The organism is Spirosoma luteolum, assembly GCF_054778875.1.
Map to the genome: position 1 here is coordinate 73150 of NZ_BAAGZE010000007.1, position 17398 is coordinate 90547.

Consider the following 17398-nt stretch of genomic DNA (forward strand, 5'->3'; position numbering starts at 1 on the left):
TGATACACTACTTCGCCACCATGATGACGCTGTCTACGGCCAGCCATTGCCCGGCTCCGCTGGTATTCGAGGTAAAGGCTACCACCACATCGTCGCTTTGCACAGTAATATTGTCGATCGTGATCTGTTGCCAGCTTGTTGTGGCCGGAATCGACACAAAGCGTTCGCTGCCCCCCACAATGACCCGCATACGAGCTACCGATTGACCTCCACTGCTACGGACCCAGGCCGTTAGTTTATAAGTTCCGTAGGGGATATACTCCAGCTTTTGCTTGGTGGTGCAGGAATAAGGGGTGCTATACGATTCATGTACCAGGTACCGTTCACCATAATTGGCATTGGCTGCATTGGTGGTCACGTAGCTTCGGTCGGGCGTATTGCCGTAGGTCCGCGACTCGATCCAGCCAATCGGATAATCAGCTGCGGCTGCGTTGGCGCTTGTAAATTCGAAGCCGGCGTTGCCGATCAGGTTGTTTCCCACCAGTGGCTTGGTGTAGTATTTAAAATGTCCCACCTTCATGGCCGCCCCGGCATCGGGCGGAGTAGCAACGCCCCAGCCGTAGTCACCTCCCGGAACGGGGAGGGCTGATAGCCAGAAGTTTTGAGGAGCGTACACAGTCCACGGACTCGTTGTGAGCGATTTTGTGGCTACCGGTGTCCAGGTGGTGGCGCCGTCGGGCTTATAGTAGTAGGTGATACCGTCGGGTCGCCATTCGAAACCCATGGTAAACCACTGGTTACCGGGGTTAGGCCAGGTGGTCTGCGTAATGCTCGAGGTGTGGGAAGGCGTGTATACATGATGATTGCAGGCCAGTTTTCCGGTCGACGAGTTTTGTTCAAACCCGTCAATTTCAAGCGCTGTACCGTATTGGGGCAGTTCGTCTGCCTGCAGCTGCGCGTAGCCCTCGTTGGCCGTGTTAGTGCCAGGGCTCAGGCCCATAGTCCAGAATGACTGATGAAGCCCGGGCGTCGACGCGTATAGGCTGCAGCGTACCTCATAAAAGCCATAGCCAAAGGTATGGGTCGAGATAACACCCCCGCCGTAGTAATTCCCCCCGTTGTACTGATAGTTGATGTTCAGCGATCCGTTACCAATGGTGACCTGCTCGGCATTGTTGTATCCGCCAAGCCGGTCAGTTGTTCGGTAGATCCATTCGGCCGCATCAGGCGCCGTACCCGTATCGAATGTTTGCTGGTAGCACAAGGTGTAACCACTTACGGGCAGGCCGGTAGCCGCCACGCGGGCCGTTGCCAGTCTGTTGGGGACCGGGCGCTCGATTAGATTGGGCGCCGTCGCAACGGGGGCAGGTTGGCAGTGAATCAGAGTCAGGCCCAGCAGGGATACACCGAGCTTCGTGATAACAGTTTTCATATAAGACGTATGGCTAAACGATGAAACTGGGAACTACTGCTTTACGCATAACACCGTACGGCCAGCAGGGCAGCCGGCACGTGGGGGCCCGGGTTGGCCAGGTGAATGCTCAGACTTCGGGTGCTAAGGGGGGGCTCGAATTGAATCACGCGCTGACTCAGGTAATTATTGGTTGCTTCGTACACCTGCTGCTGCCGGTCATCGCAGAGCACGATATCGGCGACGCAAAACGGGGAGCGGGTCTCGGGGTGGGTCATCAGGACCGATTCCAGTGGGTGATCGAAATCGGTATCAAAATTCAAAACGACCTCCCGAATACGCCTGGCTTCGGGCCAGCTTAGTGTCAGAGTAGGGTGTGCATCGGCAGGCTCGGCAACCCAGGCGTTGGGGGTAGTGGTTGGCCGCTGCAGGCCGTTCCGGACGTTCTCGGCGCTAAACGGGCGCAGGCCCGGCCTGATCTGCATGGCCAGATTATGACCTTTAGGTCGACGGTCGGGAGTCCAGAATTCAAAGGCCTCCACACCGATATCGGTAGTCGGTTCCTGCTTGCCGTAGTTCGATACAGCTGGGTTCGTTTTGTTGAATACGGACAGAATGCCCGTAACGCGCTGCTGGCTGCCCTGCATCGATACCCGTTCATTTTTCAGGAAACAGACAAAGGCGTACCCATCATGGGGCATTACTTCGGTAAATACCAGGTGCAGGGCTTGGCTGCCTGTGGTCAGTGGTATATCGCGCCGTTCGAGGGTATGATCCGGGGTGTGATTCTGTGCGTTACGGCTTATCCGAAGTTCAACCGTGAGGAGGGTGTCTTCGGTGGCCGATGCCCAAACTGTCAGGGCTGGTATGGCTCCGGCGTGGAGAGGCAGCATCTGGCCGATGGAGTGCTGCAAGAGCAGCATTGGCCCGTCTGGCAGTAGTTCGGTCAGGATCAGTTCGCTGGATACCGAAAGCGTAGCCCGCTGGGTCAAGTCATTCTCATCGTAGAGTCGTTGCCCCGGAATATGGTGGCCTGTGGCCAGCAACGCCTGCTGAAGACGCTGCATCAGCGCCGGCTCGGTGGTCAGATCGCGAGGGCGTATACCCTGACGGGTGCAAAGCGCAGCGGCCATGCCTACGGCCTGCCCGCCGTGCGCGCTGGTTCCCATAACCCGCGAGGAGCCAAAGGCTACATGGGATGCGGAGATGATGCGGCCGGCCAGAAACAGATTGCTTACGTTCCGGCTGTAAAAACAACGATAGGGCAACGTATAAAGCCCTTTACTGTGCCATTGATTACAGCCTGGCTTTTCGGAAAAAACGCCATCGGCCGGGTGCAGATCAATGCTCCAGCCCCCGAAAGCTACGGCATCGGTATGGGTACGCTGCTCGATAATATCCTGCTGCGTCAGGATGTAGTCTCCCTCGAACCGCCGGCTTTCGCGTTTGCCAGGAATGTGGCCCACCCACTCCAGGGTCAGGTTAGCGGCCTCCGGGAAATTACCTGAGTTTTTAATGTAATTCCAGGCCCCGTACACAACTCGCCAGAGCTCCCATTTGATGGTTTCTGTATCGTGAACGGTATCGTGCCGGCCTCCATACTCCAACCACCACAACCGGCATCCGTAATCACCGGTATTAAAAGACCGGAAGCGGGGGATACTGGTAATGTCGTCCAGTGCGTAAGCAGGTGGCACAAACCGAACGGGCTTGCCAGTGTCTTTCGAATAAAAATAGAGGGAATGTCCCAGCAACTCGCCGTAGTCGGCCGAGGGGGCAAACCGTTCGCCAAACTCGTCTGTTGACTCGGCACCCATCCGAAAAGCCGCCCCTGCCAGAAAGGCTACAATCCCGTCGCCCGACGCATCGCAGTACAGAGGGGCTACCAGTTCATACTGTGTGCTGTTTTGGGCACAGAAGGCCTGTACCTGTTCAATCCGGCCTGCTTCTTCCGGCGACATAGTCAGATTGTAGACCGCCGTGTTGAGCAACAGGGTTATGTTGGCCTCAGCCACCACTTTTTCGAGCAGGATGGTGTCAAAAATCAGCGGGTTGCCCTCGGGATTGCGGTAGAGGTTTTCGAGCAGAAGTTCGTCGATAACGCCCCCTTCCCGCGCCCATCGGTTGTTGTTACCCATGTGCGAGGTAGCACCCAGCACCCACAGTCGTACTTCACTCGATGCATTTCCCCCCAGCACCGGGCGGTCCTGAACGAGTAGCACCTGTATACCGGCACGCGCTGCTGTCAGGGCACAACAGACTCCCGCCAGTCCCCCACCAATTACCAGTAAGTCGGCTTCGTGCCGTACCGTCCGCAGCAGACGGTTATCAGTTGCCTGTTCACGTATCATTCGTTGAGCTACTTGTTTAGAAAGAGTGCGGGGTAGATTGTTGGTAAATGAGGGCAGTGAGTGGGTAGCCCGGCCATGGGCTGTGTCGGGTAAGATGCGTCGTTGAGCCTGCGGGTAGGTGGCGAGGTCTTCGGTTGACATTGGCTCCCCAAAAAATTATGGAGCAGCAATCCGCCCCCTTCGTTCGTCTGGTTATCCATGAATGGTCGATCGGTTAACCGGGTCTGATCCCTACAGACTGGTCAGTTCAGGGGTTTGAGCCGGGCTGGGTTGCGGCCTCAGGGTGCGGGCGGCTCGCCAGGGAATCAGGGCGGTAAGCAGCACAACTCCTGCCAGCACGGCCGTTATACCGCTGCCACGCGTGGCCAGCAAACTCAAACCCAGCAGAATGAGGGCCGTGACGACCAGCGACACGGCGATAACCTGCAACCCAAACTGGTTTTGCCGCCTGATCTCGACTGCTTCGGCGGCCTGTTCCTGCACCGTGGCTGCCGGCTGGCTGGCATGACTTCGCTCATAGGCCAGGTAATCGGGGCTGTCGGCTCGCCGGCGTGCGGCCAGCCATTCCGTAATCGCCAGCATCAGCACGGGCGCGCCCACCCCAATGACAATCTCTTCGGCCCGGCTGAGCTTGATGCCCAGCGTCAGCGGCAATACAAGTTTGCCGATTAGGTTCAGCGTAAGCGTCACGAGCGTGATTTGCAAGGTAGTTCGACCCGTGAGTCGTTTGGAGAAGAGCGCCCAGATTGGCGGGGCCAGCAGGGGCCCACCGGTAACGGCCCCAATGGTGAGCACTACCTCTACGATGCCGCCGATGTACGGTACCAGGAGGGCAATTATAATCATGCCGGTGCCAAAGCCCCACGACGAGAGACGGGCAACCCGAATAAGCTGTTTATCGGAAGCCCCGGGATTCAGCAGTCCTTTGTAGATGTCATTCGTGAACACCGCCGAAACTACGTTGAGGGTAGTGTTGGCACTGGCCGATGTTGAGAAATACATGCCGGTTAACATCAGGCCCAGCAGTCCCGGGGGCAGTACCAGCCGGCAGATTTCGAGGTACGCATTTTCGGTGTCGAGGCCCGTCAGGGCCGGATTGATTGTTTTGTAGATCATCGGCGGCAGCATCCAGATGATCGGGCTAATCAGATACAGGCCGGCAAAGAGGAAAGCCACTTTCCGGGCCGACGCGGGACTGTCGACGCTGGTGTACCGCTGCACGAAGGTCCAGTTACCCCCGATGTAGGCAACTTGGTACACGAAGAATGCCACGATGAAGCCGAGGGTGTACTCGCCGTTAAGCAGGTTGAAAAAATCGTCGGGTGCTTTGGCCGTAAAGCCAGCTACTCCCCCGACCTGGTCAAAGGCGAGAGGCAACAGGATGCATACCGCTGCCGACAGCACGACAAACTGCAGAATATCGGTTACCATCACGGCCCAGAGCCCACCAACGGAGGTGTAGGCAATCATGAAAATGCCGAGCCCGATGGTGGTTGGTACCAGCGGCAGCCCCAGCGAAACACTCACGAGTTTGCCGACCGGATACAACACCGACCCTTTAATGAAAATGCTGACGAGCGTAAAAATAAATACGTACGTTTTCTGAACGGGTAGCCCCAGGCGCTGGCGGATGAATTCGGCTGCCGTGAGTGCGCCGGTTTTTTTCCAGCGTGGGGCTAGCCACAGCCCCGTTATCAGGGCCCCTGCGCACATCATCCACTGAATGGTAATGGCCACCCAGCCATGCTTATAGGCAATACTACCCCAGGCCACGAACGTACTGGCCGAAAAAAAACTCATAAACAGCGATAAACCACCGATAAACCAGGGCACAGCCTCGCCACCGGCGAAGAATGACTTTAGGTTGCGCCCCGTACGGACAAAGAGGAGACCGATTCCCAGCACGAAGGCGGAGAAGAGGATAATAACGGCGGTATCAATTGTCGTGTTCACGCGTTAATGGCTTAAGTGGCGAATATACCCGGATCCGAAGTGATGGTGCGGCCCTGATGGCCAGCAGTCGGTTGTACTGAACTAACCCATATGCCGCCGTACGAAACGGGCCACGCGGTCGCCAATCTGATTGAGCGCCGGCTGACTGTAATGCACGTAGTCTTTCATCCAGCCGCGTCGGAAAAAGGAAGTTGTCTTACGGTAGGCTATATACGTAAATGGGGTTTGCCGAGCGATTCGCGCCTGAATCCGCCGAACAATCCGGCTGCCCCGCCGGGGGCGTCCCTCCTGAAAGCCTGTCTGAATTATATACACGGGTACAGTGGCCCCCAGCGATTTCCTGAACCGGGTAATCACACTGGTCAGGGCGTCGGCATACTCTTCTCCGGTTAGCTGCTTGTCGCTGATTGCATTGGCATCCCGTTCGCCCTGCAGCCAGATAATCCCACTCAGTGGCAGCTTCGTCTTTTGCATGGCCCGCCTGGTCATTGCTGCCGACTCGGTGAAGAGCGGCAGATTACCCTCGTCGGCCCAAGTACCGAAGCCCTCCTTTTCCGATTTCTGGTGACAGGATGACCCACCGCGGGCTGTCGATACCAGGATAATCGGCTGGCCCGTCAGGTCGTATAACGAACGCGCAAAAGCCGGGGCCATACTGCCTGTAGCGGCCGGCTGGAAGGGACCAATTGGCTCGCCGAATGGATCGGCCAGCGGCACCAGCGAGTCGGTCTGCGCCCTATACGCGAATGCGGTATTTGGCCGGCATTGAACAGACTGGCTACTCGTACCCTGACCGACGGCATTGCTTTGCCCCGCAATCAGATAAAGTCGCTGCTGGCCCAATAGAGGATTGTGTATTAACAGGCAAAGCATCAGAAGCCATCGCATAGTTGATTGAGTGCTGGTTAGATATGAAACGGCGCCGTCAATGGCAGCGCCATTTGCATGAGTACGAACCTGTTCCAGATGTTTTATTATTTCCAGGCGGGATTTTGTTCGAGCTGCGAATTGGTCAGTATCTCTACGTTCGGTATCGGAAAAAAACGGTGTTTCTCCAGAACCGGACGAGTTGGGTAGTAGGAGTTCAGTACGGTTGCTACCTGCCTGAATTTACCCGTTCGGGTCAGATCGTACCAGCGGTCTGCCTCATAACACAACTCCCAGGAACGTTCCTGGAGCACCGCGTCGATGAACGCATCTTTGCTCAAACCCGGCGTTAGATCGCCGAGACCGGCCCGCCGGCGAATGGTATTGATCGCGGTATACGCCACGGCGGTTGGACCGTTCTGCCGGGCCTCAGCCTCCGCAGCAATCAGATAAACGTCGGCCAGTCGCACAATGGGGAAATTATTTTCGCCGTTGGCGCCGTTGGAGTTCGGATCCAGAAACTTCTTGACAATAACCCGGTCTCTCAGGTTTGGGTCGGTCTGCCCGATCAGTTTACCAGCGCTGTTTACGTAGGCCGTGTCGAGCATCTGCCGCCGTTTGTCGGCCGGATTAAATGACTTGTAAAAAGACATGTAGCCGAAGGCCGAACCAAAGGCCCCCTTGGAAAAAACCGGGATGGAGCTGGCCGGTGCGTAAAAGGCACATAGATCGTAATTGACCAGTCCCGGCAATGAGGAAAACTCGGCGGAAAAAATCATCTCGGCCCGCGCGGCATCTTCTTTAAGCGGATTGTACAGATCGACAATGCTAGGCAGTAAGCTGTAGCGGTTCGATTGAATCAGCGCCTGGGCCTGTTCAGCGGCCCTGGCATTGTTGCCGGCGTAGAGGTATACTTTGGCCAGTAGCCCCTGGGCAGCTCCACTGGCTGCTCGTCCACGGTCCCGGGGTTGCGCCGGCAGGTTGGCCAGGGCCTGCTGCAGATCGTCGATAATCTGCGCATACACCTCGTCCACTTTCCGTTTGGGCGTTTCCGTGCTGGCTATGTCTTTCGTACTGGTGAGTCTGATGGGTACGTCGCCAAAGGTTTTGGCGAGGTGGAAGTAATACAGGCCCCGCAGAAACTGCGCTTCAGCAATAATCTGTTTCCGGCGGACTTCGTCCATGGGCACGCGCGGTACGTTTTCAAGCACCTGATTGGCCCGGTTGACCCCGTTGTAGCAGTGCTGCCAGTACTGGCCAATCAAGTCGTTGGTCGCATCGTAGGAGAAGACAGTAAGCTGTTCGCGGCCCACAACCGCGCGTGGAAAACACTGATCAGCCGAATAATCGGGTACTTGCGTACCAACCCGGCTATACAAATCGGTAACCGGTGCATAGGCAGCCGTCAGTGCCGCTTCGGCATCGGCGGCCGATGTGTAGAACTGATCTGGAGTGATGAATGAATACGGCTGTTCGGCCAGCTGACAGCCGTTTACCACCATCAGCACGGCGATGAACAGCAGAGGTAAGAAATGAAGGCGTTTCATGACAGGGGCGGTGAAGGCTTAGAACGTAAGTTGAAGACCGGCGATAAACGATTTGGCAACCGGGTAACCAATGTTGTCGACACCCAGATTCAGGTTGTTCTGGCCCGCCGTATTCACTTCCGGGTCGTAGCCTGAATAGCTGGTGAGGGTGATAAAGTTGTTGGCGCTTACGTAGACCCGGCTGTTGCGAAGCCAGTTCAGCTTGCCCACCGCAGGAAACGTATAGCCAAGCGTGGCATTTTTGAATCGTACAAACGAGCCATCCTCAATGTGAATGTCGGACTGGCTGACGCGCTGGCCCCCAACGGCTTTCTGATAGCGGTTAGAGGGGTTGGTGGGCGTCCAGCGGTCCACAACGGTAGCGTACTGGTTGAACGAACCCAGTATCCCCTCCATGCGTAGCCGGGCCACGTTGAAAATCTGATTGCCCTGTACACCCTGTACAAACAGGCTGAAGTCGAAACCCTTGTATTTCAGGTTGTTCGTAAGTCCGAAGTAGTAGTTTGGGTTGGGGTTGCCAATGATTGTCTGATCAGCGGCCGAAATGATGCCGTCGCCATTGAGGTCCCGGTAGCGAATGTTCCCCGCCGTTTTACCGGTCGGTATGTTATCGCCAGTCTGATAGATGCCATCAAAGACGTAGCCGAAGAACGTACCGATGGGCTGCCCGATGCGCAGCAAACTGGTGTTGGCAAACGGGGCTACCGAAGTGGCTCCATCGCCGGGAATTATTTCCGTACGCTTTCCATCGATACCTGTCAGCGAGTTTCGGTTGGCCGACAGGTTGCCGCTGATATCCCACTTGACTGGACCGTTGAGTACACCTACGTTGAGCGATAGTTCAATGCCCTTGTTTTCGATACTGCCAAAGTTGCCGAATACCGATCCAAAACCCGACGATAAAGGGATCGCACGCGATAGAAGCAGGTCGGTAGTCTTCTTGGCGTAGATATCTGCTGTGAGCTGAACCCGGTTGCCAAACAGTCCGATATCCACGCCAATGTCGGTCTGGGCACTTTTTTCCCAGCGCAGATCTGGATTCGCAATGTTGGCGGCCAGAATGCCGACTGTACGCGTGTTATTGAAGTTATAGTTGCCTACCGAATTCAGGCGTGCCAAAGAATTGTAAAGTGGAATGTCGGCATTCCCCGTGACGCCGTAACTAGCCCGAATTTTCAGGTCGCTCACTACCTGCTGGCCCTGCATGAATGGTTCTTCCGACACACGCCAGGCCCCCGCCACCGACGGGAAGAATCCGTATTTGTTGTTAGCGCCAAACCGGCTCGAGCCATCAACCCGGCCCGTCAGGGTGACCAGGTATTTACTTTTATAATTATAGTTGAAGCGGCCCGTGTAGGAATCCAGTCGCCACGCCTGCTTATCGCTGCTGATGCTTACATTGGCTGCCTGGCTCAGGTTGTTATTGATGATCAGGTCGTTGGGGAACGACTGGCCTGTGGCCGATGAGCTGGTCAATACCTGGCCCTGGGTGGAAAAAACGCCTGTCAGCGTCAGGTCATGGGCGCCCAGTGCCTTCTGATACGACAGCAAACTTTCATGGAGAATGGTATTGCTGTAGGCATTCCCTTTCCCGCCGATGCCACCAACACTGGCCGCAACCTGCAGCAGTCGATTCACGAACGAGTCGCGGGCATCGTTGACCAGATCTGCCCCGAACGAAGCCCGGTAGGTAAGCCCGTTTGTGATTCGCCAGTCGGCAAAGATGTTGCCCAGTAAGCGCCGGGTGGTATTCCGGTTCAGGGTATATTGTGCAACGGCCAGCGGGTTATTGAAGCCCAGGTACCGGCCCGTAAAGATGGTAGGGTTGCCCTGGTCGTCGTAGGGCGCGTAGGTCGGCGGAGCCGTAAGGGCAGCCGTTACGATGCCGCCACCGGTACCCTCTGCTAGCGACGCCGTTACGGCACCGTTATTTACTGAGTAAGTGTAGGTCAGACTAGTCCCTAGTTTCAGAGCGTTGCTTATGCGGTTGTCGAGGTTGACCCGGATGGATCCGCGCTTGAAATTTGAATTAATAATGATCCCGTCCTGATCGAAGTAATTCATGGATATGTTGAACAGCGCTTTGTCTGTTCCACCGGCCACGGATAACTGGTGGCTCTGCATACCTGCCTTCCGGAATATCAGGGATTGCCAGTCGGTACCCGCGCCTAACTGATCCGGATTAGGAAAAATAAGCTGATTGGTGACTTCATTTTCAAGCTTGGCGAACTCGACTGCATTGAGCAGTGGTAATGTTTTACGCACCTGCTGCTGGCCATAATAGCCTTCATAACTTACCCGCGTTTGTCCGGCTTTGCCGCGTTTCGTCGTAATGAGCACAACTCCATTGGCTCCGCGGCTGCCATAGATAGCGGTGGCCGACGCATCTTTTAGGACTTCAATGCTTTCAATGTCGTTTGGGTTGAGCGTCGATAGTACCGAAAGCTTATTGCCATTGTCGGCCCCGAAGCTGCTGCCCCCGCCAGCCAGCGGATTGTCGCTCCCCGAGATTGGAAAGCCGTCTACCACGTACAGGGGTTCGCTGCTGCCACTGATTGAGTTGTTGCCCCGGATACGTACGCTGATGGTGCCGCCCGGCGCCCCTGAACTCTGGCTGACCTGCACCCCGGCTGCCCGTGCCTGCAACCCCTGCACAAAATTGGCAATGGGAGTCTGTTTCAGTTCAGCCGCTTTCACTGAGGACACAGCACCGGTCAGGTCACTTTTTTTCACGGTACCATAGCCCACCACGACTACTTCGTTCAACGACCGATTATCGGGCTGCAGATTAATCGTCAACGTAGTTTGCCCGTTCACCGTTACTTCCTGCGTCTGGTAGCCGATATACGATACGAGCAGTACGCTGGGCCGTTCGGGCAGTGAAAGCACAAAACTGCCGTCCGGTTGGGTAGTGGTTCCCTGCTTGGTGTTCTTGACCAGGACGTTGACGCCTGGTATCCCTTCATTGGTCTCGGCGGTTACTACCTTACCTCGAATGAGTTTGTCCGTAGCAGTCTGTGCCTGCACCGGCGGGGTATGTAGCAGGAGCAGAATCCCCACCCACAAGCCAGTGACAAGAATTGATTTTAGAGTAAACGTGCGCATAGGTTTGTCGTAGGGTCAAGTGGCTTTATTGGAATAGTGCAAACTGTCGAGCAGCAAAAAATTGTTACCGTGAATGGATGTCGATGATCAGCCTGTGCGTTGCCGAAGCTCCTATGATCGTATATCGGTGGCAATTGGTCCTGTTTTCAGCTGATTTCGTACAAATATTAAGTTCTAAAGTACAATTAGGAAGTGGGCAAGGTTGAAAAATAGATTGGGAACGTTCCCAATTCACGGGAACGTTCCCAAAAATGTCTTTGGTAAGCTACATTTGGCGATACCTGTTATTCGTTAAGTATAATTTTGGAACTTAGGCTCACTATGAAGCGTCACCAACCTACCATTATCGACATTGCCCAGCAATTGAATATCTCTAAGTCAACCGTGTCGCGGGCGCTAACGGGTCATCCAAGTGTGCGCACCGAAACCCGGCAGGCCGTTCTGGAGCTGGCTCAGCAAATGGACTACCAGCGCAATATGCTGGCCATCAATCTGTCGTCGAGTCAGAGCAAAACAATCGGCATCATTGTCCCGGAGTTTGTTACCTCCTTCTTTCCGTTTATTATCATGGGGGCGCAGGAGGTAGCCGCACAGGCTGGCTATTCGGTGTTGATATGCCAGTCGAATGAAACCTACGAAACGGAGGTGGCCAACGCGAAAGTCATGCTGGCCAACCGGGTCGATGGGGTGTTGATTTCAATGACCCGGGAGACAAAAAACTTCGACCATTTTGCCATTTTCAAGCGTAAGGAAATTCCCATGGTATTCTTTAACCGGGTATGCCATGAGATTGAAGCGCCCAAAGTGGTTGTAGACGATTACGAAGGTGCCTTCAAGGCCACCGAACATCTGATCTTGCTGGGCAAACAGCGCATCGCACACCTGGCAGGGCCGCCATCGCTCTACATTAGTCGAAAACGGCTGGAAGGGTATAAGGATGCCTTGCGGAAACACAAACGGCCGATCGTTGACGAGTTGATAATCAGCTACGATCTCAACCTGGAAAACGTCAAAATCTATGTCAACTACCTGCTGGGCCTGCCCGAACCGCCCGACGCCCTGTTTACGGTCAATGACCCGACAGCGCTGGAAGCGCTGAAAGTGATTAAGGAGCAGGGGCTGCAGATTCCCGAGCAAATAGCAATCGTTGGTTTCAGCAACGATTACGGATCTGCCCTGATCGAACCTGGCCTGACTACCGTTGCCCAGCCAACCGGTGAGATTGGTCAGGTAGCGGCTCAATTGCTGTTGAATCAGATCAACACCGATGCGTCGACGTGGAAGCCGATAACCCGGGTGCTGAAAACCGAACTAATTGTTCGGGGGTCGAGTCAGCGACTATGAATGATGCATTCGCTGATTCGACCCCCAACATGCAGCCGCTCGCGGGCTGTACTAATTAACGGTACTCGAGCCAGGCTGTAGCTGTGCAGTCGCTCGTGGTTCGGAAGCGAACCCAGCGGGCCTGAAAATCGGCCGGGAACACATGGGTACTGGGTTTACCAGGCGCGACGGTTATCGTTTTGTACGCCATCCATTGCCCCGTACCAACCGGATCTGCTTCGATTGTAACGGTTACCGGCGACGGAGACGTGTGGGACAACCGCAGCGTGCGCTTGTCATAGAAGCCGATCAGGTATGGATCAGAGGGTTCACCCGCCTTCACAGGGGTATCGTTCCAGGGACCTCCATGGCCCGTTGGTTTACCCAGTTTCCAGAGATCGTCGATAGTACCGGCCCAGACGGCGGCCCGGTGATCATCCGACTGAATAATGTGCGAATTGCCGGCGGCAGCGGTCAGATCAATACCGGTTAGAATCAGCAGCCCCCGGTATGATGCATAATCGTGGATCCTGAGCTGGTGCGAAGCAATGGGTCTGACTTTAGCATACCCATCCGCGTTTTCGGCGGGTAACTCATAGAACGTTCCATGGCAGTTGAACAAATCACGTTCCGTGGCTACTTCCCGACAAAGCCGCAGGTTGCCCTTGTTTGTCAACTGGGTAAACTGATTATTGCCCAGCGGAAACCGCCAGCGTCGGTTTTTCTCATCTACCACCAGCACCGACGAGGCCTCTACCGACACCACATCTTTGGGTATGGCAAACCTGGCTTGTATGAAAGCCTGCGTCGAATCATCCTGTTTCCGGGATAGCTTCATGGCCGCGTCCAGTTCGTAATACCCAATGGCCGTCGTACCGGTTCCGCTGCATGTCTGTGCCAGTATCCCAAGCGCCCGTCGATTTTGCCCAAGCCCATATATAAGCCCTCCCGTCGTGACCGGGGCCGTTACCGGACTCAACCCGGTAAAAAGTGGGCTGGTCGTTATACTCCGCGTGTCGGCCGCAGCGTAGGTGAACTGAGCGGATACGATCGATGCGGTGTTGGTCCGGATCCGAATCCACTCGCCAGCCGTACCGGGCGAGAACACGAGCCGATCGGCCTGTTTCCCGTCAAGGGTCTTTGTCTGGAGTGGTGTCCAGGTGCCGGTCCCCGACCGGTCAATTTCCATCGTTAAGGTCACCGCATTCAGGCCATGATTCTGCACCCAGACCGAGCGGTTAGTCCAGCCCGCAAATAAAAACGGCTCGGAGACGGCACCAGCCTCGACGGTGTCCCGGAGCCAGACGGCTCCTTCGGCCGTGTTGGGGCCAAGTTGATCGGGTGTATCAGGGGAAGTAAACCAGAGGTTCGAGTTTGATTGACCGGGACCTTCGATACCCCCTTTTTCTTTTCGCTTATTCAGAAACTCTTTCTGTGCCGAGTCGTCGCACCCAAACACAAGCTGGTTATTCCAGCGGGTAAAATCACCAATTACTTTCAGGTAGGCCGACCGGGGTCTTATTCCTGCCGCCCGTGTGGTGGAGAAGTTTTCCGGAAAATGCCAGAATAAGCCGTGCATTGTCATCAGGTAGTCGGGTCTGCCGGCCTGGCCTACGTCCCGGATCCGGGGCCACTCGGTGTTCCAGCCATGGGCACCGTCGTAGGTGTGACTGGCCTTGGGAAGTCGGTAGAACTGCCATTTTCCATTGCCCCGTACGCCGAGCAGCACCGACTTGTGATCCCAGCCCGTTGCCCACAGGGCATCGGTTTTCGGGTTCGGATTGCCATATATACCCCCCGGCCCCGTTACTTCGGCAAACTGGTTGCGCCGTACGACTTGCCAGTGCCGGCCATCCCATTCGGCCAGCACGCCCGCTTCGACATCAAACTGTTTCAGGGCCTGCGGGCCTGGCTCCCCGTTGTTCGCGTAGACCAGTACACCCTGGCCTGAATAGAGGCCTTTTCCGTGGGCTCCCGGTAATAATTCGTTGGCGTGATTGTTCGCAATGTCGCTTCGGCCGGGCCGTTTCAGGTTACCGTCGACATACAGCTGCGTGGGTTTCAGGTCTTTTGTGTTGACCCGGTAAAAGCCTTCCTCCATAGTTGCTAGCAGTACAGACTGCGCCGGGTTCGTAAGATCTCTTGCAATTCCTGTGTACCGACCGGGGGCGTCTTTGTAGGAAAGTACCCGCACGTTGCGCTGTCTGTCAATAGCGTAGGGGCCAATGAATAGCTGACTGCTTTCCCGGTGGATTAGCCGATTTGCGGGTGTGCCCCCCGTACTTTCGGGCCGGATCGTCATGGTCAGATCAGGTTTTATCTCGTAGAGTTTATCTGACGAGCCGAATGGCATATGCGGCCCGTAGGTAATGACCCACAGACGATCCGCCCAGGGAACCACCGCCCCTGTGCCACACTCCCCTTCGTTATTGAATGAAGCTAAGTGGGGGTAAATTCCGCTGTATACGGGGTAGGCAGGATTCTGCTGGGCCTGGGCTGTAAGCGCCACGCCTAATAAGCCGAGTAGTAGTTGAGTAACGATTCTGCGCATTAGAGTCAGCAAAAGGGTACGGAATACAGGTAGATTAAACGGCGGCACAGCGCCTGCAGAACCGGTAGCAAAATCGTGCAGATTTAAGTTGTCTGTAACGAGAAAGTCTCTGGCCCACACGCCTTGTAAGATTTACGTTTAGCTGCAGTGGGATCCATGAAAACGTCAGTGCCTGTGCAAATATTCACCAGGAAAGTGCAACTCTTGCAGGGAACGAATGGGTAAATCTGTTGGGAACGCTCCCATTAATTGGGAGCGTTCCCAGTGATCTGCGCTCTTCAAGCAGGGGCGCCCAGTTCGTTCGCTTAACCAGATGAGGCATCATCCACCTGTGGTCGAGGAAAAGCAGAGGGATCTTTGAGCAAATCAACGCAAGTCTAAATCAAGTAGATCGGCTTCAGGCTGGTCGTCAACCTAATCCGTTTGCGATATGCATTGACTCACACCGGGCCGCCTGGCGGTCGATTAAGCTTTCACCCGAAATTGATAGTTGTCGGGTTACAGACGCCCCTTGTACACTTCCTTTGAAAGTAGGCCAGTGAGAAGTAGAGGATTTCATTTATCGTTTCACAAAGGCGGCCGCCGTGCGGGGAGTAAGATCGCCGGCTGGCGGTCGATAACAGGCGGCCGAGTCAATTAAGGCCCTGCAGACCGCCAGCGTAAGCTACCAGGCGATGAGCAATCGCCTGAACCGGGCGGGCTTCGCAGCCTTCAGGTCACTCGCCTGGCCAACCGCCTGGCTCAGCCCCGAGCTAGGCTGGCCACGCTTCTAAGCCGGCCGCAATGCGCAGGGCGCGTTGGATGTCTTCCCAGTAGTAGCCACTCTCAAACTCGGTGGAGAGCCGTTCGCAGCTGCCCAGAAAGTCGCTAGCGGCCTCCACCCGTTGGTTGGCTATAACCAGCGGGTCGGGTTGCGGATCGGTGGGTGGAGTCTGTGGTTCCATGCTAGTTAGTGGACTCAAATGAAAAAGCCCCACTCATTGGCAGAGTGAGGCTAAAGAAGCACAACAGGAGTAAAACGTGGAAACAACCCCTTTATTGTGTGGACTGAAATATAGTGCTCCTACTTTTCACTTTTTTTCTCGGAACGGCTCACCCAAACGCTCGTCTCAGTGGTGTAGTGGTATAAATTGTACCCTGTTCTGATGTGATTTAGTGTAATCTAGCGTCCAATAAATTAGACAAAAAAGCTCCTGAACGCTACCATTTTCATTCGTATCGGTAGATGATCAGCCTTCGCCCGGCACCTGTTCTTTCTTCTTGTAGTTGAAGACGCTTTGGGCTACGTAGGCTTCGGCATCTTTGTTGGCAAAGCCGAAGTCGGCGTACAAGTCAGCGCGCAGAAACGCTTTTAGTTTTTCGGTGTTCTGCAGGATTGCTTTTCGTTGCTGCTGCGTAAAAGAAGGGTAATACTGACTGATTTTGGTACCAGCGTAGGTAATGACCTCCGCAATATCCAGTTGCATCAGCTCATCAAGCCGTTGTTTCATTTCGGCCCGTTTGGCATCCTTCTCCAGTTTGTCCGATGACGGCTTGTTCTGGATGTGAAATGTCAGGCCAACTACCGCTCGCCCCTGCATAGACGGCGTATAGGTAACCGACAGACTGGTTAATTCATTTATCTGCCGAAGCGCCAGTTCGATTACCCGGGTACGGAACGCGGAGTAACTGCTGTACGACTTTTCCTGAGCACCAATCAGCTGGCGCAGCTCATCCAGACCGATACGCCAGATGCCGGTATTTCGAAACCGGGCCAAATTGGTAAACAACAGCTGGGCATATTCACTACTTAGTATCAGCGCATCTTCGAGGCCGTATTGCGCATAGCCACTGCCCAGATACAGAAAAACAGGAATTACGGCGTGGTACATCCGTAGCTCAATAACGCCTTTCTTTGGCCAGTATTCAGCCATGGGAAAAACAACCACATTAGTGTGTTTACCCGACTCATCTTCCCAGCTAATGGTGCGTCGCTGAATAAGCTCTAAGACTTTCTTTATAGACGAGTTGGGATGACCTTTAACCAGTTCCGAATAGTGAAAGCGAAACTTCATTTCCTGAAACGGTTTGATTTTGCGTGCGTCAACGGCCTGTATGTTTCGTATCTCACGCAGTACCAGCCAGTACAATCGACGTTCAAAAAAACTGAAGGCCGTAGTGCTAGTCAGCAGCTTTAACGGTTCACGGATCAAGATGGTATTGTTACCATCTGTGCGCAGCACAATCGTCTCCGGATTCACCTCAACTGGCGCTGTGACGGTTGTACTCTCGAAAACTAGTGATAGCTGGCCATCGCTCAGCTCCATCGAATTGCTGGTATTTACTGCACGTGCCATACCCTAACAAATAA

10 protein-coding genes are annotated in these 17398 nt (G+C 55.0%); 1 reads left to right on the forward strand and 9 read right to left on the reverse strand.

The annotated features are described in order from the left end of the window. Window positions 1-7: 7 nt before the first annotated feature. The 6 genes from ACYVAC_RS13865 to ACYVAC_RS13890 form a co-directional block, all read right to left on the reverse strand. A complete protein-coding gene (locus ACYVAC_RS13865) occupies window positions 8-1372 on the reverse strand; it encodes a glycoside hydrolase family 16 protein (RefSeq protein ID WP_461098288.1) in 1365 nt (454 codons plus the stop codon). Window positions 1373-1413: 41 nt separating this feature from the next. Beyond that, entirely contained in the window at window positions 1414-3702 is a 2289-nt protein-coding gene (locus ACYVAC_RS13870; RefSeq protein ID WP_461098289.1) for an FAD-dependent oxidoreductase, read from the reverse strand. A 231-nt stretch (window positions 3703-3933) separates the two neighbouring features. After that, on the reverse strand, window positions 3934-5655 hold the full coding sequence (locus ACYVAC_RS13875) for a sodium:solute symporter family transporter (protein WP_461098290.1): 1722 nt from the start codon (window positions 5653-5655) through the stop codon (window positions 3934-3936). An 81-nt stretch (window positions 5656-5736) separates the two neighbouring features. Further along, complete coding sequence (locus ACYVAC_RS13880) at window positions 5737-6543, reverse strand: sialate O-acetylesterase (protein WP_461098291.1); 807 nt, start codon at window positions 6541-6543, stop codon at window positions 5737-5739. A gap of 86 nt (window positions 6544-6629) precedes the next feature. Then, window positions 6630-8069 (reverse strand): RagB/SusD family nutrient uptake outer membrane protein, encoded by a 1440-nt coding sequence (locus ACYVAC_RS13885; protein WP_461098292.1) that lies wholly within the window; start codon window positions 8067-8069, stop codon window positions 6630-6632. Between the two features lie 18 nt (window positions 8070-8087). After that, the gene (locus ACYVAC_RS13890; RefSeq protein WP_461098293.1) at window positions 8088-11174 is read right to left on the reverse strand and encodes a SusC/RagA family TonB-linked outer membrane protein; all 3087 of its coding nucleotides are present in this window, start codon (window positions 11172-11174) and stop codon (window positions 8088-8090) included. 321 nt (window positions 11175-11495) lie between these two features. Here ACYVAC_RS13890 and ACYVAC_RS13895 point away from each other — a divergent pair, with 321 nt between their 5' ends. Then, the gene (locus ACYVAC_RS13895) at window positions 11496-12518 is read left to right on the forward strand and encodes a LacI family DNA-binding transcriptional regulator (protein WP_461098294.1); all 1023 of its coding nucleotides are present in this window, start codon (window positions 11496-11498) and stop codon (window positions 12516-12518) included. 55 nt (window positions 12519-12573) lie between these two features. On the opposite strand, the gene ACYVAC_RS13900 is transcribed toward ACYVAC_RS13895, so the two are convergent. The 3 genes from ACYVAC_RS13900 to ACYVAC_RS13910 all read right to left on the reverse strand — a co-directional run bounded on the left by ACYVAC_RS13900 (window position 12574) and on the right by ACYVAC_RS13910 (window position 17384). Next, a complete protein-coding gene (locus tag ACYVAC_RS13900) occupies window positions 12574-15048 on the reverse strand; it encodes a hypothetical protein (protein WP_461098295.1) in 2475 nt (824 codons plus the stop codon). A 752-nt stretch (window positions 15049-15800) separates the two neighbouring features. Further along, on the reverse strand, window positions 15801-15992 hold the full coding sequence (locus tag ACYVAC_RS13905; RefSeq protein ID WP_461098296.1) for a hypothetical protein: 192 nt from the start codon (window positions 15990-15992) through the stop codon (window positions 15801-15803). Window positions 15993-16277: 285 nt separating this feature from the next. Next, complete coding sequence (locus ACYVAC_RS13910) at window positions 16278-17384, reverse strand: RepB family plasmid replication initiator protein (protein WP_461098297.1); 1107 nt, start codon at window positions 17382-17384, stop codon at window positions 16278-16280. Window positions 17385-17398: the final 14 nt, after the last annotated feature.